The 19066-nt window shown below is 50.2% G+C and carries 20 protein-coding genes; 12 read left to right on the top strand and 8 right to left on the bottom strand.

Annotated features, from left to right (window positions below; genetic code table 11):
- Positions 1-32: 32 nt before the first annotated feature.
- The 3 genes from gpmA to LLF78_04865 form a co-directional block, all read right to left on the bottom strand.
- Positions 33-782, bottom strand: coding sequence for a 2,3-diphosphoglycerate-dependent phosphoglycerate mutase (gene gpmA / locus LLF78_04855; protein ID MCE5201823.1), 750 nt, complete (start codon positions 780-782; stop codon positions 33-35).
- A gap of 119 nt (positions 783-901) precedes the next feature.
- A complete protein-coding gene (gene gyrB / locus LLF78_04860; protein ID MCE5201824.1) occupies positions 902-2845 on the bottom strand; it encodes a DNA topoisomerase (ATP-hydrolyzing) subunit B in 1944 nt (647 codons plus the stop codon).
- Between the two features lie 5 nt (positions 2846-2850).
- On the bottom strand, positions 2851-3042 hold the full coding sequence (locus LLF78_04865; protein MCE5201825.1) for a hypothetical protein: 192 nt from the start codon (positions 3040-3042) through the stop codon (positions 2851-2853).
- A 103-nt stretch (positions 3043-3145) separates the two neighbouring features.
- Here LLF78_04865 and LLF78_04870 point away from each other — a divergent pair, with 103 nt between their 5' ends.
- Positions 3146-4336: a hypothetical protein gene (locus LLF78_04870; GenBank protein ID MCE5201826.1), complete on the top strand. Its 1191-nt coding sequence runs from the start codon at positions 3146-3148 to the stop codon at positions 4334-4336.
- Here the strand turns inward: LLF78_04870 and LLF78_04875 are convergent.
- Entirely contained in the window at positions 4333-4593 is a 261-nt protein-coding gene (locus tag LLF78_04875) for a hypothetical protein (protein ID MCE5201827.1), read from the bottom strand. The genes LLF78_04870 and LLF78_04875 overlap by 4 nt on opposite strands.
- A gap of 201 nt (positions 4594-4794) precedes the next feature.
- On the opposite strand from LLF78_04875, the gene LLF78_04880 reads away from it, so the two are divergent.
- The 10 genes from LLF78_04880 to LLF78_04925 all read left to right on the top strand — a co-directional run bounded on the left by LLF78_04880 (position 4795) and on the right by LLF78_04925 (position 14693).
- Positions 4795-5490 (top strand): GntR family transcriptional regulator, encoded by a 696-nt coding sequence (locus LLF78_04880; protein MCE5201828.1) that lies wholly within the window; start codon positions 4795-4797, stop codon positions 5488-5490.
- A gap of 41 nt (positions 5491-5531) precedes the next feature.
- On the top strand, positions 5532-6689 hold the full coding sequence (locus LLF78_04885; GenBank protein MCE5201829.1) for a DegT/DnrJ/EryC1/StrS family aminotransferase: 1158 nt from the start codon (positions 5532-5534) through the stop codon (positions 6687-6689).
- A 41-nt stretch (positions 6690-6730) separates the two neighbouring features.
- Positions 6731-7420 (top strand): zinc metallopeptidase, encoded by a 690-nt coding sequence (locus LLF78_04890; protein MCE5201830.1) that lies wholly within the window; start codon positions 6731-6733, stop codon positions 7418-7420.
- 106 nt (positions 7421-7526) lie between these two features.
- Positions 7527-8846 (top strand): methyltransferase domain-containing protein, encoded by a 1320-nt coding sequence (locus LLF78_04895; GenBank protein ID MCE5201831.1) that lies wholly within the window; start codon positions 7527-7529, stop codon positions 8844-8846.
- Positions 8847-8864: 18 nt separating this feature from the next.
- Positions 8865-10049, top strand: coding sequence for a PASTA domain-containing protein (locus LLF78_04900; GenBank protein MCE5201832.1), 1185 nt, complete (start codon positions 8865-8867; stop codon positions 10047-10049).
- Positions 10028-10729 carry a ribulose-phosphate 3-epimerase gene (rpe, locus tag LLF78_04905; protein MCE5201833.1) on the top strand — a complete coding sequence of 234 codons (702 nt, stop codon included), beginning with the start codon at positions 10028-10030 and terminating at the stop codon, positions 10727-10729. The genes LLF78_04900 and rpe overlap by 22 nt, the downstream gene beginning before the upstream one ends.
- 6 nt (positions 10730-10735) lie before the next feature.
- Entirely contained in the window at positions 10736-11671 is a 936-nt protein-coding gene (locus tag LLF78_04910; protein MCE5201834.1) for a DUF4115 domain-containing protein, read from the top strand.
- A gap of 287 nt (positions 11672-11958) precedes the next feature.
- On the top strand, positions 11959-12783 hold the full coding sequence (modA, locus tag LLF78_04915) for a molybdate ABC transporter substrate-binding protein (GenBank protein ID MCE5201835.1): 825 nt from the start codon (positions 11959-11961) through the stop codon (positions 12781-12783).
- A gap of 41 nt (positions 12784-12824) precedes the next feature.
- Complete coding sequence (gene modB / locus LLF78_04920; protein MCE5201836.1) at positions 12825-13613, top strand: molybdate ABC transporter permease subunit; 789 nt, start codon at positions 12825-12827, stop codon at positions 13611-13613.
- A 12-nt stretch (positions 13614-13625) separates the two neighbouring features.
- Entirely contained in the window at positions 13626-14693 is a 1068-nt protein-coding gene (locus LLF78_04925) for an ATP-binding cassette domain-containing protein (GenBank protein MCE5201837.1), read from the top strand.
- Between the two features lie 62 nt (positions 14694-14755).
- On the opposite strand, the gene LLF78_04930 is transcribed toward LLF78_04925, so the two are convergent.
- The 4 genes from LLF78_04930 to LLF78_04945 all read right to left on the bottom strand — a co-directional run bounded on the left by LLF78_04930 (position 14756) and on the right by LLF78_04945 (position 18485).
- A complete protein-coding gene (locus LLF78_04930; protein MCE5201838.1) occupies positions 14756-16042 on the bottom strand; it encodes a hemolysin family protein in 1287 nt (428 codons plus the stop codon).
- Positions 16043-16186: 144 nt separating this feature from the next.
- On the bottom strand, positions 16187-17413 hold the full coding sequence (hydF, locus tag LLF78_04935; GenBank protein ID MCE5201839.1) for a [FeFe] hydrogenase H-cluster maturation GTPase HydF: 1227 nt from the start codon (positions 17411-17413) through the stop codon (positions 16187-16189).
- A gap of 135 nt (positions 17414-17548) precedes the next feature.
- The gene (locus LLF78_04940) at positions 17549-17797 is read right to left on the bottom strand and encodes an iron-only hydrogenase system regulator (GenBank protein ID MCE5201840.1); all 249 of its coding nucleotides are present in this window, start codon (positions 17795-17797) and stop codon (positions 17549-17551) included.
- Between the two features lie 70 nt (positions 17798-17867).
- Positions 17868-18485: a DUF502 domain-containing protein gene (locus LLF78_04945; GenBank protein MCE5201841.1), complete on the bottom strand. Its 618-nt coding sequence runs from the start codon at positions 18483-18485 to the stop codon at positions 17868-17870.
- Positions 18486-18566: 81 nt separating this feature from the next.
- Between LLF78_04945 and LLF78_04950 the strand changes: the two genes are divergently transcribed.
- Positions 18567-19066, top strand: a 500-nt coding sequence (locus LLF78_04950) for a 1-acyl-sn-glycerol-3-phosphate acyltransferase (GenBank protein ID MCE5201842.1), incomplete at its 3' end; no start/stop codon positions are given.

Raw genomic sequence — 19066 nt, forward strand, 5'->3', positions numbered from 1 at the left:
GCTCTCAGCGTGGCTGAAGAATATCTTGATCTTTATTTTTTTGCCCTGCCCTGATTTGCCACTGCGGCTTCGGCTTTTGCGATAGCGTCTGCGTCGCCAAGGTAGTAATGGCTGAGAGGCTTGAGTGATTTGTCAAGCGCATAGACCAGCGGTATACCTGTCGGAATATTCAGCTCAAGAATCTCTTCTTCTGAAATATCGTCAAGATATTTAACGAGGGCCCTTATGCTGTTGCCGTGGGCCGCTATGATCAGCCTCTTTCCGGCCTTTATGTCCGGTGCGATGACGGTCTCCCAGTAGGGCACAGCCCTCGCTACAGTATCGGCCAGACATTCACCGACAGGTATCTCAGCTTCCGAGAGCCCGGCATAGCGAGGGTCGCTGCCAGGATAGCGCTCGTCTGTTTTTTCCAGCAGCGGGGGGCGGGTGCTGTAACTTCGGCGCCATATCTTGACCTGTTCATCTCCGTACTGTGCCGCTGTCTCCGCTTTATTGAGCCCCTGGAGTGCTCCGTAGTGCCTCTCATTGAGCCTCCATGAATGCTCGACAGGTATCCACATGAGATCCATCTCTTCAAGTACGATCCAGAGAGTCTTGATTGCGCGCTTAAGCACCGACGTGTAAGCCTTGTCGAAGACGTATCCATCTGCTTTCAGCAGTCTGCCGGCGGATATTGCCTCAGAAATTCCCTTGTCTGAAAGCGGGACATCTGTCCATCCCGTGAATCGGTTCTCGTTGTTCCAGGTGCTCTCTCCATGCCGCACTAAAACTATTTCATACATTACAGTTCCCGCCCCCTCGGCAAAATTTTGAGTCAAGTTGCTGCTGTCACCCTGAATTATGACATTGTCGCCATCGTTAAGGCTCTTTCCATGCTTGAGATATTTATTGAGGAGCGTTTTTATATATCCAGGTTCCTTACCTCATGCCCATACATTTCGATGAACTTGCGGCGCGGTTCGACCACATCGCCCATCAATATGCCGAAGAGTTCATCGGCTTCTACTGCATCCTGTACCTCGACCCGATTTATTATGCGGTTCTCAGGATTCATAGTTGTCTCCCATAGCTGTTCGGCGTTCATTTCGCCAAGTCCCTTGTATCGCTGGACGTCAATCTTTTTGCCCATGGACTTGGACTGGATTTCCTTCATCTCTTTTTCGGAGAAGCAGTAGTTGATATCCTTGCCGCACTGTACGCGGAAGAGCGGCGGCTGCGCTACGTAGAGGTAGCCGTTGTCTATTATCTGCGGCATGTAGCGGAAGAAGAGCGTGAGGAGCAGGGTCCGGATATGCGCACCGTCTACGTCGGCATCTGCCATAATGAATATCTTGTGGTAGCGAAGTTTGTCTTCGTTGAAGTCATCGCCTACGCCACAGCCCAGCGCAAGTATGATGTTGCGTATTGTTTCGCTGCTCAGGATTTTTTCGAGGCGTGCTTTTTCGACGTTCAGTATCTTTCCGCGAAGCGGCAGTATCGCCTGGAACTCACGGTTGCGTCCCTGTTTTGCGCTGCCTCCTGCGCTGTCTCCCTCTACTATATATATCTCGCAGTCCGCAGGGTTTCTGTTTGAGCAGTCGGAGAGCTTCCCGGGCAAAGTAAGGCCGCTCATTATGGATTTACGGCGGACGAGTTCCTTTGCCTTCTTTGCGGCTTCGCGCGCCTGCCTTGCACGTATTGCGCTCTCGACTATTGGTTTCAATATTTCAGGGCGTTCGTCGAGGGCGTTCTTGAGGCCTTCGTAGACGAGTGAATCAACGATGCCCTTCACGTCGCTGTTGCCGAGTTTTGTCTTTGTTTGCCCCTCAAACTGAGGTTCCATGACTTTGACTGAGATAACGGCGGTAAGCCCCTCTTTGAGGTCGTCGCCGCTGAGATTCACGTCTTTTTCCTTGAGTATCTTAAGTTTCCGTGCCTCATCGTTGACCGCGCGTGTGAGCGCCGTGCGGAAGCCGGCGACGTGTGTGCCGCCCTCTATTGTGTTGATGAGGTTCACGAAGCCGTACAGACGTTCCATATATGAGTCGTTGTACTGTATCGCTAGTTCTATCTCTGTTTTGTCCTTTTCACCCTTTATAAGGATCGGTTCTTTGAAGAGGACTTCCTTGCCCTTGTTGAGGTATTCCACAAAAGAAGAGATACCTCCCGGATAATGGTAAGTGCGCTGTTGGAGTTTATCACTCCGTAAGTCCTCAAAATTTATCGTTATGTGCGAGTTGAGGAAAGCAAGCTCGCGCATGCGTGATTTGAGTATATCAGCCTGATACTCGGTATTTGAGAAAATTTCATCGTCCGGCATGAACTGTACTCTTGTGCCGCGTATATCGGTGTTACCGACGACCTCGAGTTCCGTGACGGGGTTGCCGCGCTCGTAGCGCTGATGATATTCCTTGCCGTTGCGCCATATCGTAAGCTCGAGCCATGCCGACAGAGCGTTCACTACTGAGACCCCGACACCGTGCAGCCCACCCGAGACCTGATAGGCGCTCTTATCGAACTTGCCTCCCGCGTGGAGGATCGTCATTACGACTTCCGCTGCACACCTGCCTGATTCGTGCATCTCTGTCGGGATCCCGCGCCCATTGTCGACAACTGTAACGCTGCCGTCAGGATTTATAGTTACATTGATAGTGTCGCAGAAACCGGCCAGTGATTCGTCAATTGAGTTGTCGATGACCTCGTAGACAAGGTGATGAAGGCCGCGCGATCCCTGATCTCCTATATACATGCCGGGGCGTTTGCGTACCGCTTCCAGTCCCTCAAGAACGTGTATGTCCTTTGCCGAGTAAGCTGAATCTGAAGCTGATGTCACGGGGGCGTTGTTTGGTATATCCATTTTATCCATTTTTATTAAAAACTCCTTCCTTGAACTGTGGATTGTTCTCTCAGGGCAATTAGTCTTTTTTTGAGGGTAGGAGGCGAAAATACCGTTTTTTCTACAGTTCCGTCCAAGCGCAGTATCTCTGTCCCCTCTGTGCCGCGGTATATTGCAATGATATTTGCGAGGCAGACGATGTTGTCACCTTCAAGTGGAATAAACATAAAAAAACTCTCCTATCTTCCTCTTTTAACCTTATAATTATACCATCACGCGCATACATTCAAAAGACAGCGTGAGATACCTTTGAAGGGCAGGAACAGCATTATGGATAATCTTTATATATTGTCTAATTCTCCCGGGGAGATTTCCGGCTGGGTCAAGCCTGTCGCGGCCGCTCTTCAGAATGAAGACATCTCCGCAAAGGTCACGCTGGTTGTGCTTCCGTGCCAGTACGCAAGCGGCAGGGAAATGGAGTACGGCTCTGTAATCGGCGGCGTGGATGATACGGTGGCGTTTAAGGGATTATGGAAGAACGCGGTGCGTGATGACTCAGGGAAAAACCTTGTGCTGCAGCTCGGAGGAGACCCCCTTTTTGGTGCGATACTCTCTATGAAACTGCGCGGCAGCTGGATGATTTACACAGCGAGGCCAAAGTGGGGTACGCGGGTCAGCCATTATTTTATACCCGACGCAAGGGCTGAGGCACGTTTCAAAAAGCGCGGGATCAAAAATGATAAATACACGCCGGTAGGAGATCTTATCCTTGACAGTGTACCCAAATGCGGATCTATGTCTGAGATGAAGGCCAAGTTTGGCATCGCTGAAGGGGAGGACGCCATTTCGTTTCTCCCAGGCAGCAGGCCGTTTGAGTATCAGAATGGATTTGCTTTTTTCAGTCTCGCAGCCAGGGAGGTCCTCTGCAGGTTTCCCCAATGCAGAGTATTTATGCCGGTTGCTCCGACCGTTGACGAGGAGCGTCTGCAGGAAGGGCTTAACAGGGCCGGCATAGAGTGGTATGGCGACGGGTGTGTGGAGGAAATTGCATGGAACGGTGCCGGGAAAATAAAGCTTATAAGGAAGAATACGTTTGAGGCAATTAAGGCATCAAAGCTCGCCGTAGCTCTGCCTGGTACGAATAACCTGCAGATCGCGTCGCTTGGAGTTCCCCTGCTGATGGTTGCTCCTCTTAATGAGGCGGAGAATATTCCGCTTGACGGGATAGCAGGAATGATACCTCTGTCCGTTCCCGGTGCAAAAGGGCTTAAAAAGAGGCTCGTCCTATGGTACAGCGGCAGGGAAAAGCTTGTTTCCCTGCCCAACAGGCTGGCAGGGAAAATGATAGTCCCAGAACATCGAGGCATAATGACACCTTCCATGGTCGCCGATCTCGTTGGCGATCTTCTATGTTCTCCCGATGCTTTAAACAGGATAGTCGAGGGTTATGCGGACATACCGTTTGAGCGTGGCGCCGCTGCTAAAATTGCGTCAAAAGTTGCCGCGTATTACAAAAATTAGTAGTTGCCGTCGTCGTTTTTGTTCTCTTTTTTGCAGTCAAGGCGTTCGATCTCAGCGTCCTCGGCCGCTATTTCATCAAGGTAAACCCTCCAGATGTGCAGTGCAAGCCACGCACAGAGCGTACCGCCAATCAAGCCGGCTGCGACAAGAAAAGGCCGGCCCCTGCCGAACATGTATCCGCCGAGGCCGCCGAGCGCATAGCCGTAAGCAATAATGGTGCCGAAGGAGAGACACAAAACCAATATTCGTCTATTCATGCATCAATTCTATTCTGAAAAAAAATTATGTCAAAGTATTTATGCGGGATAAAAACTAAGTTTGAATTTTTAGATAAGTGTTAAAATATCCGAAGCCTTGTCCTTCTTGCCAATGAGTAGATTTATGCTAAGATTAGGCGTTCTTGTTCTACATTAGGCTGCGTATACGTTTCCCGTACCATTCACAGGAGGTTTTTTGTAATGATCCACCATTCAAGATTTTATAGCACTTCATCGGATTTTGTCTATCTTGAGCTCAGGGGCAGGATAGTAAGCAAGAGTCTCTTGCCGGGAGAAAGATTGCCTGAAGTCAAGATCGCAAATGGCATGGGCGTCAGCAGGACGCCTGTCAGGGAAGCGCTTCGCCGCCTTGCTGCAGAGGGGCTTGTGGTGATTATACCTAACAGCGGCGCGAGGGTTGCCGCCCCTACAGCCAGGGAGATGGAAAGTGCATATGCCGTCCGTGAATATCTTGAAGCTCTCAGCGTTCATCTCGCATGTATCAACGGCATAGACAGCAGGGCGATGGATAAGATGGAGGCTGTCCTCTCCGCCGAGGAGGATGCTTTTGCGGCTCATGACCTAGATGCATATCTGGAGGTAAATAACACATTTCACAGGCTTGTTGCGGAGTCCAGCAAGAATGTTATACTCCGCGAGTACATAGAAAACATAATTCTTCGCACGAATGTTTATATCCTTTTCTATGACCCTTTCGACGAAGATACAAATTACAGCACCGAAGAGCACAGAGGCATCCTGAAGGCGATTGCCGCAAGAGATATGGAATGTGCGGAAGAACTGATGAAGGAACACCTTCGTCATTCGCACAAGGCACTTGCCATACCTGAAAACAGGCATGAAGGCATCAGAGCAAAAACAGGCGCCATACGTTAAAATCATCCGTATTTATCGTAATAATTAGGGAGGAAGTAAATATGACGGAACAGAAAAACATACCTTCTTTTGACCTTACGAGAAATTACGCACGAGTCAAAGAAGAAATCAAAGTAGCAGTAGACAGAGTTCTTGAATCACAGCATTTTATACTCGGTCCTGAGGTCGAGGCGCTTGAGAAAGAGATAGCCGCATATCTCGGAGTGGGGAGCACGGTGGGCTGTGCATCCGGAACAGATGCGCTTGTCCTTGCTCTTATGTCGCTTGACCTGAAAGAGGGGGATGAGGTCATAACGACGCCGTTCACATTTTTTTCCACGGCGAGCTGCATCACCAGGTGCGGCGCGACCCCTGTCTTTGCTGATGTTGAACCGGACAGCTACAACCTGTCTATGGAGTCGGTACTGGAAAAAATAACTCCGCGCACAAAGGCCGTCCTTCCCGTTCACCTCTTTGGACAGACATGCAGGCTTGAACTCATAAAAGACGAACTGAAAAAGAGAAACATCACTCTGGTCGAAGACTGCGCGCAGGCCATCGGTTCACATCGCATTATCTACGGAAAGGTCTGCCACGCCGGTTCGATAGGAGACATGGGCTGCTTCTCCTTCTTCCCGACTAAGAACCTGGGATGCTACGGCGACGGAGGGATGGTCTCAGTCCCAAACAACGAGGCTCGTGCGGAACGGATCAAAAGCCTGAGGGTGCACGGTTCGGGCAGGATGTATTACCACGACGAGATCGGCATCAACAGCCGTCTTGACGCCATACAGGCAGCTATACTTCGTGTCCGCCTCCGCCATCTTGAGGAGTGGAATGAGGAGCGCCGCATAGTTGCGGAACGCTATATGATGCTCCTTGGTGAGAAGGGGATCCTGGACTTGGTGGTGCCTCCCGTGGAGCAGCCTGGCAACAGACATGTTTATCACCAGTATGTAGCCCGTGCAAAGGACAGGGATAAGCTTCAGAAGTTTCTGGCCGAGCGCGGTATTGTGACGAGGGTCTATTATCCTCTTGCTCTGCACCTCCAGCACTGCTTTGCTTATCTTGGCTTCAAAGAGGGAGATTTCCCTGTCGCAGAGATGCTTTCCAATGAAGTTATAGCGCTTCCGATGTTCCCTGAGCTTCTCATGGAGGAGCAGGAAAGAGTTGTGGAAGGGATTGCGGAATTTTACGGAGGACAAAAGTGCTCTGACTAATGTAGACTATTATTATCACTTTGGATGGAGGTGCAATAAAAATGATATATCCGTTTTTGGATCCTACAATGGTCCTTCTGATCCCGGCGCTTATCCTTTCGTTATGGGCGCAGTTCAGAGTAAAGACTACGTTTTCAAAATACAGCGAAATAACCGCGCAGCGCGGCGTCACAGCGGATCAGGTGTCGCGGATACTGCTTGACAGGTTTGGGCTTGGCGGTGTCAGAGTTGAAAGGATACCGGGACAACTGACCGACCATTATGACCCGTCGGCAAAGGTGCTGCGTCTCTCGGACTCTGTCTCCGGCAACTCCAGCATAGCTGCTATCGGCGTAGCGGCCCATGAAGTCGGACATGCTATACAGGACAAGGAGGGCTATGCGTTTCTGAGAATTCGAAATGCCATCGTTCCTGCCGTGAATATCGGCTCTACTCTTTCCATGCCGCTCTTTTTCATCGGGCTCATAATGGGCTCGTTGAATTTGCTGAACCTGGGGATTTTGCTGTTCTGCGGGGTTCTTGTGTTCCATCTTGTTACGCTCCCGGTCGAGTTTGATGCCAGCGCACGGGCGCTAAAACTGCTCTCAGGGACAGGCTTGCTCACACAGGGAGAAATAGGCGGAGCTAAATCAGTGCTGGACGCAGCCGCACTGACCTACGTCGCGGCTCTTGTCATGACTATTTTGCAGCTGGTGAGGCTTCTTGCTCTTCGAGGAATGCGCAGAGACTAAAAAATAGTGTAAACTATAGGAGGTGGCGTAAATGCTGCCTCCTAATTTTTTTGTTGTTTTCCATGAAACAGCGGGTATTGTCCGCGTATAGAGGTGATTTCTATCGATGAGAGGCATAGAGGCCGCCCTTCAGGTTTACGGCGAGGTATGCAACGGTGCGTTTGCCGCTGAAGCGCTTAGAAAAATATATACAAACATTGCTCCATCGGACAGGACCCTTGCCGCGACGCTTATCTACTGTTCGCTGCGCAGGCAGGGATTGTGGAAGCATCTGCTCATGCGCTATTGCAAGCGCAGCCCCAAAGACATCCCGACACTGACCAACAGCGCTCTGATAGTTGGTATTGCCGGGATCATCGAGTTGCGATATTTTGCGCTTCCGGTCTTAATAAACGGACTTGTCCAGGCGATAAAGACAGCAGGAGAGGAAAGGGATATCGCTCTTGTCAATGCGGTGCTCCACACTGTGGCTGACGAGGCAAAGCCGTATCTTGCCGAATTGAAAAAGAGCAGCGCGCTGAGGGATCAGGCCCTATTTTGGGGTGTTCCCGGCTGGGTGGCCGCCCAGTGGTCAAAGGACTTGTCCATACCGGACGCAAAGCATCTGGTACGTTTGAGTGGGATGAAGACATACCTCTCTCTGAGGCTTTCAAGCGGAGTGGACAGGGATGAATGGCTTGAAGAGTATAATGCTTCGGGGCAAAAAGGCTGGGCATCGCCGTTCCTTAAATATTCCATACGTACTTCTTCAAACCCGTATCCTCTTGATATCCCCGGGTTCGGCGAGGGGAAGGTAACGCCCCAGAGCGAATCGTCGATGTTTATAGCAGAGGCCCTCTGCAAACGCTGGAAGGGCGGGCCGTTGCTTGATATGTGCTGCGGACGCGGAATAAAGACAGGACAGCTGGCTGACCTTGTGCCGGATGCAGAAATTGAGGCGTGGGATCTGTCCGAACCGAGGATAAAATCAGCTCGGTTTGAGATGATCAGGGTACATGCCGGGGACAGGGTAAAGTTCATCGTCGGAGACGCGCTTAAGCTTGAACCGCAGAAACAGCCGTCCGCCGTTCTGGTTGACGCACCATGCTCCGGCAGCGGCACGTGGGGAAGGCATCCGGAGGGCAAGTGGCGCTCTACGCCTGAGATGGTAACGCAGACTGCGGAACTACAGCGCAGACTCCTTGAACGTGCGGTTACCCTTGTAAGGCCCGGCGGCATAATAGCTTACAGCACATGCAGTCTTTTCAGAGAGGAAAATGAAAAAGTCGTTGCCGCCGTTCTGGCGCAGCATCCCGAACTTGCGGAGCTGCCGGTTGAAAGGGCCCACAAACTCATGATAAAAGGCAGGCCATTTGGAACAGTTATATGGCCCGGACTGCCGTGGATCGACGGATTCTATCTGGCGCTTCTTTCAAAGCGCAAATAGTGCGGAGGTGAACTTAAAATGAGCAAACTTCACCGTTGGGGAATGATCACAGCATTTCTTGTGATAGTGATCTGCGCGTTTATAGGCATCAAAACTATTTTTATGGAAGATAAGGAGATATCGGTTCCCTCCGTAGTCGGTATGGAATTTGTCAATGCGGTAGATTTGCTGCAGAGTCAAGGGCTTCTTGTCAAGGTCGATAAAGTCGACTCCCCGCAGAGAATTGATACGGTAGTCTCCCAGAACATCCCAGCCGGAGAAAAGGTTTCCAGTGGGAAGGTCATCCTTCTCAGAGTAAGCAAGGGCGGTGCGATTATGCCGATGCCCGATGTGCGCGGTCTCAAGTTTGAAGATGGCGTAAAACGGCTCAGTGAGGCCGGTTTCAAGGTAAGTAAGATCCTGCGGGTTACTGACAAGCTCAAGCCTGCCGGTTCCATTATCGCGCAGAATCCGGCTGCGCCGCAGCAGGTTGCGGCTAACTGCATGGTCAGCCTGCTGGTCAGCGCCGGAAGCACAGGGAGCAGTTCTTTTGTTGAAGTTCCCGACCTCAGGGGCCAGAATATTGATGTTGTACGGCAGGTGCTTGAACAGATAGGTCTTGTCGCAGCCGCTGTCGTCGATTCGCCGTCCTCAGCAGTCCCGGCCGGAACTGTCCTCTACACTATGCCGAAGAGCGGTGCTAAGGTACCGGCAGGCACTCAGATAAATATAACTCTCGCAAGAACGCCCGTTGCCGGAGAGGTCACTCCTGACGCTCCGCCGGCAAACGACCAGGACAAGCAGAGGGCGGATGCCATCAGGACCGTCGTCGTAAAAGATCTGGAGCCGTCCCAGATCCCGTCAAAGATATCTGAGGATCCTGCAGTGGCGGTGAAGCCGGCGGAAGTAAAGAAAGAACCGGTGAAAGAACCGGTGAAAGAACCTGTAAAGGAGCCGGTGACACAACCGACGGAGATAAAGCCTGAAACGGCAAAGGTTCCGGAAGTGCCTAAAAAGACTGCAAGGATCCGCTATCAGGTACCGCCTCTCAGCAAACCTTTATCGCTGAAGATAGAGATCACGGATTCGTCTGGGACCAGAGTACTGAAAGACTCCATGGCCAACAGCGGCGAGTATATTTCGATCAATGCCCCATACACCGGTGAAGCGATGATAACAATTTATCTTGGAGGCGACTTTGTATGGCAGGATCGTTTCAAATGATAGAATTGAAAAGAGACAAACCTGTGCTGATAGCTCCGTCTCTTCTCTCCGCAGATGCACTTAACATGGAGCGCCATATTGAGAGCCTTGAGGGGGAGGCTGACTGGCTTCATGTAGATATAATGGACGGGCATTTCGTGCCGAATCTTTCTTACGGGCCGTCTCTGGTCAGGGCACTGAGAAAGAGATACCCCTCAGCGTTCATTGACGTGCATATCATGGTCGAGCCTCCCGAATCTTTCGTCGATATATTTCTGGCAGAAAAGCCCTCCGTTCTGACTGTGCACTCGGAAGCCACTCCGCACATACATAGGGTGTTGCAGAAGATCCGGTCCGCAGGATGTAGAGCCGGCGTTTCCATCAACCCGGGGACCCCGGCTGAGATACTCTTGCCGATACTGCACATGGCGGATCTTGTTCTTGTAATGTCTGTCAATCCAGGATATGGGGGTCAGTCGTTTATACCTGAGGTACTCGGAAAGGTCTCTATGCTTTCAAAGTGGCGCGGCGAACATGGATGGGATTTTCTAATTGAGATGGATGGCGGACTGGGGCCCGAAAACATTGCTGCAGCCGTCGGATATGGGTGCGACGTCGTTGTTGCGGGAAACGCGGTATTTGGACAGCCGGATCCAAATCAAGTTATAAAGCAGATGAGAGAAAAGGCTGAAAGGGGGTAACCCTTCATGGAACCAGGAAATAACGCTGTTGATGATAAAAAAACACAGTTCATAGATCTAGGCTCAAAACTAAAGAGCCTTAGAGAGGCACAGGGTCTTGCAATTGAGGACATCTCACAGAAGACAAAGATCAATAAACGTTATTTGACCGCAATAGAAGAAGGCCGTCTCGAAGCCCTTCCCACAGGGCTCTATGTCCGAAGTTTTCTTAGGCAATACTGCGAGTACCTAAGTGCCGAGGATATCTGGAATATATACGATAATCTCACGAAAGGCCAGAAAATTACTTCGGATGTCATCAAAGCTCGTGAGACGGAGCGGAATTACAGCGGCGCTCCTAAGGTGTTCAGGCCAAGATCCTATCTATGGCTTTATTTTCTTGTCATAATATCGCTTGGTGCGGCTGCATGGATCACATGGCAGTACAGGGGCGACCTCAGCAGAGTTGCTACCAGCCCTAATGACGGAGGGACTGCGCCGATAACCGCCGCTAAGGAAGCATCTGTTTCTGGTGTTGCCCAGGTTCCGGCTGCTTCCAGTGATGCAGCCCCAGTTGCCGCTAAGTCGGCTGATACCGCGGCATCTGTCGACCTCTCATGGATGGATGGCGGGACTGTAACTGACAAGACAGCCATGAAGAATATAGATCCGGCGCAGCAGAAGCCGACGGCTGCCGGCTCCAAAATGCTCAGGATCATCCCTTCGGGAATTGTCTGGGTCAAAGTAAGCCAGGGGACTACGGTTTTTTTTGAGGGTCTCCTCAAGCAGGGAGAGGTCAAAGAGTATGATGTCGGAGATAACACTCCTATACGAGTGAGATTTGGCAATCCCGGAAAGACTGCCGTCCAGTGGCAGGGGAAAGAAACGGCGCCGGTGGCAGGCGGCAGTAAACCTGTGACAAAGTATTACTGGCCTGATGGCCGCGTAACGGATAAGCTATAAGATGTAAAATCCGAAGAATATATCGGAACGCCCCGATCATTTCGGGGCATTTTTTGTGCTGCCCTGAAATTGCGGTTCTTTGGGTATCAGCTGAAAAATCACCGCGTACCATTACTCATTCGTAGAAGCCCGGGATCCTCAACTTACGAAATTCATGCGATCCGCACGCAAAATTTTGTACAAAAGGCAGCTGTTTTAAAATACAACTTGGTTGCATAAATATTAGCCATGTTTTATAATATGCCCATTTGCGACACAGTTGCATAAAAGGGAGAAGTGGTCAGATTATGAAAATGATGAAACGTATTGCATTTATCCTTGCTGCTATACTGTTCTGCACCCCAGTTGTTATTGCTCATCCGGTTGCCGGCTTTGCGGATACAGAACTCACTGTTTTTGCCGCGGCATCGATGACTGAGGCGATGAAACAGATCGCCGAGCAGTATAAAAAGGTGGCCCCCGATGTTAAGATCATCTACAATTTTGACTCAAGCGGAACGCTTAAGACGCAGATAGAACAGGGTGCGGACTGTGACATCTTCATCTCGGCAGGCCAGAAGCAGATGGATCAGATCGATATAAAGGCAGACCCGAAGGTCAATACGCAGAAGCTTGACTTTGTCATGGACGGAACGCGTTTCAACATTGTCTCCAACAAAGTCGTCATGGTTGTCCCAAAGGGGCACAACTTAAAGGGCATCAATGATTTCAAGGATGTTATGACGGACAAGGTGCGCCTTATCGCACTCGGCAATTCAGACGTTCCTGCCGGACAGTATGCGGCAGAGGTATATACGAACCTTGGTCTGTGGGACAAACTCAAGGAAATGAACAAAATAAGCTATGCCGGCAATGTCAAGGAAGTCCTTTCACAGGTAGCGGCAGGAGCGGTTGACTGCGGTATAGTCTACAGTACTGATGCCGCAACTTCGAATGGTGTCGATATAGCGGCCGAAGCACCGAAAGGCAGCTATAAGCCGATAACATATCCCGCAGCGATACTCAAGGGGACAAAGAATGAAAAAGCGGCCAAGGCATTTATAGAATACTTAAAGGGTGATGCCAGTGTCAAAATTTTTAAGAGCATTGGTTTTGCGATCCCTGCAAAATAAAATTTTCCGTTCATCACGCAGGGAAGCCGGACGCAGAGCACTTGGCTTTCCTGCGTGGTCCCTCTTCCTATCTGGCATGTGAAATAATGGGAGGTCTCCTGCTCGATCTGACTGGCAAGGGAATGATGGATATGGACTGGTTCCCGCTTTATAACTCTCTGCGCGTTGCCGCTATCTCGACGTTTATTACGTTCTTTATGGGAATATGCGCAGCTTACTACATTGCAAAGACGCCCCGTCTCATTAAGGGTGTGCTTGACTGTATACTGACGCTTCCTATGGTACTGCCTCCCACCGTGGTCGGTTTCTTTCTGCTCAAGACCATCGGCCCGCTTGGACCTATAGGCTCACGGATACTTGAGATGTATGGCTTTAAAATGACAATGACGTGGTACTCTGCTATATTCGCTACCACTATTGTCGCATTCCCGCTCATGTACCGCACTGTCCGCGGTGCGTTCGAGTCGTTTGATGAAACCCTTCTCTATTCCGGGCAGACACTGGGCCTCTCCAATACTTTCCTTTTCTGGCGCGTAATCATGCCCAACTGCAAACAGGGGATCCTTGCAGGTACAGTCCTGGCTTTTGCGCGAGCTCTCGGGGAGTATGGGGCAACGAGCATGGTAACAGGTTATATACCCGGCAGAACGGCAACTATATCCACGACAGTCTATCAGCTCTGGCGCGAGGGCAATGACGCGCTTGCTTACAAGTGGGTCGCCATAAACCTCGTGATATCCTTCATAGTGCTTATAGCGGTAAACATGCTTGAGAGCCGTTACCGCCAGCCGAAGGGCACAGTAAAAGACGTCCTCACGGAAGAGATATAGGAGTCACAAGATATGTCGATATATGTAAAGATAAAAAAATCATTCGGAGATTTTGCGCTCGACGTGGAATTTGAGGCAGAAAATGATGTCCTTGCTCTGTTTGGCGCCTCCGGCTGCGGCAAGAGTATGACGCTTAAATGCATATCCGGCGTCGTGCGCCCTGATGAGGGTAGGATCATTGTAGACGGAGCCATTCTCTTCGATTCCAAAAAGAAAATAAACATACCTCCGCAGGACCGGCATGTCGGCTTGCTTTTCCAGAACTATGCGCTCTTTCCGAACATGACAGTCGAACAGAATATCATGTCGGTACTTGCGCGCGGGAAAAAATGCAGGAACAAAGGCGAACGTCTGCGCTCACTTATGGAGAGTTTCTACATAAACGGACTGGAACACCACTATCCTGTGCAGTTATCCGGCGGTCAGCAGCAGCGCGTCGCACTGGCGCGTATCTTAGCAAGCGATCCGTCGATAATAATGCTTGACGAACCTCTCTCGGCACTTGACAGTTACCTGCGCTGGCAGCTTGAACAAGAGCTTGTGCAGTTGCTCGAAAGCTTCAGAGGCACAACGCTTTATGTCTCGCATAACCGCGACGAAGTCTACCGCATTTGCGGGAAGGTCTGTGTCATGAACATGGGACATTCGGAGCGCGTATGCCCGGTAAGGGATCTCTTCGAGGCCCCGCAGACACTCGCAGCAGCGATCCTCTCCGGCTGTAAGAACTATTCGAGGATAGAGCGTCTTAATGAAAACAGAGTTCGCGCCATTGACTGGAATGTTGAACTGAAATGTGACAGAGTCGCGGATGATATCCGTTACATCGGTGTGCGTTCCCATTTTATCGTTCCTTGTGACGGTCGGGATGAAAATGTCATCCGTTGCCGGGTACTGCGTGTGACGCAGGATGTCTTTTCATCAATATTCATTCTTCAGCCGGAGAATACAAATCCTTCCTGCAATTTCTCCCACATCCGCATAGAAACGCCAAAACGGCAGTCAGAGAATATCTGTGCCGGGGATAATATATTTGTAAAGATTCCGCCTCAAGACATATTATTATTGAAGAGGTCTTTCTGAGCAGCTGACCGTACTGCTATATACAGTCTGTTTTGGCTTACACACCTTGGAGCGGTCTTCCGTCAATCCGCTATAGCCTCTTCTTGGCGTTCCTTTATATACTTCATACGCACCTGCAGGATCCTGTGTTTATGTACCTCAAGGACCTGTATGTCCCATGAGCCATAAGAAATGACCTGACCCTGCTTAGGGAAGTTGCCTGACAGCTCAAGGACCATTCCGGCCAGAGTGTCAACATCCTCGAAAGTCGTGTCGAAGGGATATTCCAGCGCTTCGGACAGCTCTTCTATATTTACTTGCCCCTGTACAATGTATGTGTTTTCCGATTCCTTCATTATCTCCGGAGTTTCCGTGTCGTATTCGTCCTGTATATCCCCTACTATCTCTTCGATCAGGTCCTCGAGGGTAATAAGTCCGGCTGTTCCGCCGTACTCGTCCACTACGATGGCGAGATGTGTCTTGTATTTCTTCATTGTGTCCAGGGCTTCGTCAGTTTTCATCGTTTCCGGGACAAATAGCGGGCTGCGCATCAGTTTGAGTATTGAGATTTTTTGCTCGCCGCTCAAAAGCGGCCCCAGAAGGTCTTTTGCGTAAAGTATGCCTATGATATTGTCAAGGTCTTCTTTGTAAACCGGTATGCGTGAATGGCCGCTTTTGAGAAATATCCTGACAGCTTCCTCCGCAGTGCCGTTTTCCTCGATCGCAGATATATCTATGCGGGGCTCCATGACCTCGCATACCCGCTTCTCCTCAAATGCTATTACGCTGTGTATCATCCTGCGTTCATCTTCTTCAAGTGCCCCTGCCGCGCCGCTTTCCGCGACGATCTGTTCTATTTCTTCCCGTGAGATCAGAGAACTGTATGAGACAAGATCCATTCCGATAACCTTTCCGATGACGCGAAGGGTCACAAGCAGAATCCATGTTATAGGTGCGATTATGAAACTGAAAAACTGCAGAAATGGCAGACTGAAAAGAAGGACGCTCTCTTTTTTTGCTATTGCTACATTTTTTGGAAGGATTTCACAGAAAACAACGATAAGTATGCTCATGACCGCTACAGCCAGCATGGGACCCAGAGAGCCGAAGAGCTTTATAGCCACAGATGTTGCAACGGCACTTGCCGCAATATTTACAAGATTATTTCCTATAAGGGTCACATTGACCGCCCTGGCTGTGTTGTTCGCCAGCCACATGAAACCTTTCTTGCGATGTGGGTATTCATCAGATAATGCACGTAACTTTCCCTTGCCTGCCGCTGTTATCGACGTCTCAGTCGCGCTGAAATATATGGACAGGATCAGCAAAACAGCCAGCAGAACAATACTGCCGGTTATGTCGGAACTCACCAACAATCATCCTCCTTGGTTTTTGGGCGCTGCCACAAAAATATACATCCACCCAAGCAAGCGTAGCATAGCATAATTTGATGTATTATGCATATAACTGGTGATTGCCAAAGTATTTTTAACTACCGCAAAGATATGAAGTAACTAGTCTTTTTTCTCTATATCGGGGAATATCGCTATGACCCTGTCCAATATACCGTTCAACTGTGCGATTGCTATGCCGTAGTTCGATATCGGCACACCCTCGGCTTCAGCCTTGATAAGCCTTGACATAAGCTGTTTACGTGTGAACATGCAGCCGCCGCAGTGAATTATCAGTGCGTAATCCCGGAGATTCGAAGAGAAGTCCAGCCCTGTTGCAATGTCAACCGTCAATCCCGGCCCCACCTTCTGACGCAGCCATCTGGGAAGTTTCTCGCGTCCTATGTCCTCGCGGAGAGGCGCGTGTGTGCATGCCTCGGCTATAAGGACTTTGTCGCTCTCCTTAAGATTTTCTATAGCACGTGCGCCCCGCACAAAAGTTGTGAGATCTCCCTTGCTGCGAGCCATTATTATAGAAAACGAAGTGAGCGGGACGGAGGAAGGAAGCAGATCGTTTACCTGCTTAAAGACCTGTGAGTCCGTTATTACCAGAGACGGAGGTTCTTTTAAAGAGTCGAGCAGGCGCGGTAGCTGATCTGCAGTAGCTGTCAGGGCAAGCCCGCTGTTGTCCAGAATGTCACGGATGACCTGCACCTGCGGCAGAATAAGCCTGCCCTTGGGTGCCTGTATATCCTGCGGTGCAACGAGAACAATTGCTGCCCCTGGTTTGAAGAGGTCCCCCACAAGAGTGGGGCTTTCGAAGTCAGTCGGTGCGCTCCGGACTATAGCCGAAAGAAGTTCCGCACGGCATGACCTGTCCATAGCGGACACGGCGACAAACGGGACAGAAAGCTCGTCGGACAGACGTGTGCGCAGCGGCTCGATTATCTCTTCTGCGATCCTGTCAGTCTGGTTCAGGACACCTATAGTGACTATCTTTCGGATCCTCAGTTCCTCAAGCCATGCCTTTTCTTCTTTTATATCGGCCGCATCCTGTGCCGGTATTACCAGCAGGGCAAGGTCCGTCCTGTCCATCATCTCTTTTGTGCGTGAGACACGCAGCTTGCCAAGGTCTCCCGTATCGTCAAGCCCCGCGGTATCGATAACTGCAATGGGGCCTATCGGAAAAAGCTCCATGCTCTTGATGACAGGATCTGTAGTGGTTCCTGCATGCTCGGAAACAAGAGCTGTGTTCTGCCCCGTCACAAGGTTGATAAGGCTGGATTTACCGGCGTTGCGTCTTCCGTAGAAACCTATGTGAAGTCTGTTTGCACGTGGAGTGTCCTGCATGTTGTCCTCCTTTTAATGTAACTTTGACCGATTGCCGCCTGTAAGTCCTTTGCGCGGTTTCGGCACCGGTTTTTTTAAGCAGCCCGTCCGGATGATCGGCTGTTTAAATCGAGATTATATTTTATGTATGCGCAGTTATTTTTTTGATACAGCTGCCTTAACTGTAACATCGGCAATTTTCCCCAACTGTCCGGTCAGAGCGCTGATCTCATCAGGAGTGCCGTCGAGCACGACAGAGATGACGTTAACACCTCGCTCCCTGTACGGGATGCCGAGCCTTCCGACGATCAGCCTGCCAAACTTATGCAGCACATCATTGACTTCATGAGCTGATGCCGCGTCCTCAATGATAATTGCTGCGACACCGATCTTCTTATCTTCCATTGAGAATACCGCCCCTCTCCATTCAACAGCGGAGTCCACGAATAAACCATTCCCGTTGCCGATCTTATCCCTATCCCTTCATGCCCAGAGATATTATAGTCGTGAATGCTTTTTCAGGTGTCATATCTATGTACTCCACAGATTCTTCGGGAAAGAAGAAGACCAGGCCTGTCGTAGGATTTGGTGATGTGGGCACAAAGATAGTAGTGAGTATGCCGTCGTCCCGCATCTCTCTGTGTGTGACGAAACCGATTATATAGCCCTTGCCGCACGGAACTTTTGCCGTTCCGAGGTATCCGAGCTCGCCTCCGCCAGAAGTAAAGGTCTGCACCATGTCGCGGAATGTCATATACCATCCGCCGACGACAGGTATTCTTGAGATCCACTGTTCGATTACGCTGAACAGCCATTTTTCCCGCCGCCTGAGTTTTCTTCCTGTGTAGATGAGCAAGAATACAATAATTACAGATATTATAAATGTCGAACGGATAGATTTTGTAAGCCCGAATATCATTCCGCCGACAGACTCCAACAGAAGCGTTATGTAGTAGAAGACGAAGATCAAGACAGCAAGTGGTATCAGCGTTATACAGCCGAGGCAGAAATCGCGCCCGACCCTGCCGGCCAGTGATCTGAATGTCCTCCTTTCAGCCTCCGTGCCGTTGTTTTTCATTTTTTCCGAAGCCATAAATAACACCTCACAACTTGTCAATTTCACTACATTTCGCTATGCTTAAAGCACGATACTTCCGAGATGGAGGAATGCTTGTTGCTTTATTATCTGACCTTGTACATTGTCATGATATATTTTAACCTCTACCATCGTTTAACGGTAACGGGAAAAGAGAAAATTCCAAGAAACAGGGCTGTAATTGTTGCGTCAAATCACGCAAGCTACCTTGACCCGCCGGTTGTCGGCTATGCATTTTATCCCGGACACCTGAAGTTTGTGGCATGGGAAAAACTTTTCCGAGTCCCCGTCTTTGGCACTTATCTTCGAGCGATGGGTTCAGTGCCTGTTTCCCCTGATAACAAGAACAGCTCTGCAGCTCTCCTCAGAATAGTCATGGGATTTCTTGAACAGGGCTTCAGCGTATTTATCTGTCCAGAGGGTCATCGCACCGAAGACGGGACCCTCCAGCCGCTGGAGGGCGGTGTTGCAATAATGTCCCTCAAGACAGGAGCCCCTGTCATCCCTACCTGGGTCGGAGGTACATTCCGGGCACTTGCCCCGCATATGAAATTCCCGCGTCCGCGCAAGCTTTACGT

The sequence above is a fragment of the Synergistaceae bacterium genome (genome assembly GCA_021372895.1).
GTDB lineage: Bacteria > Synergistota > Synergistia > Synergistales > Synergistaceae > JAJFTP01.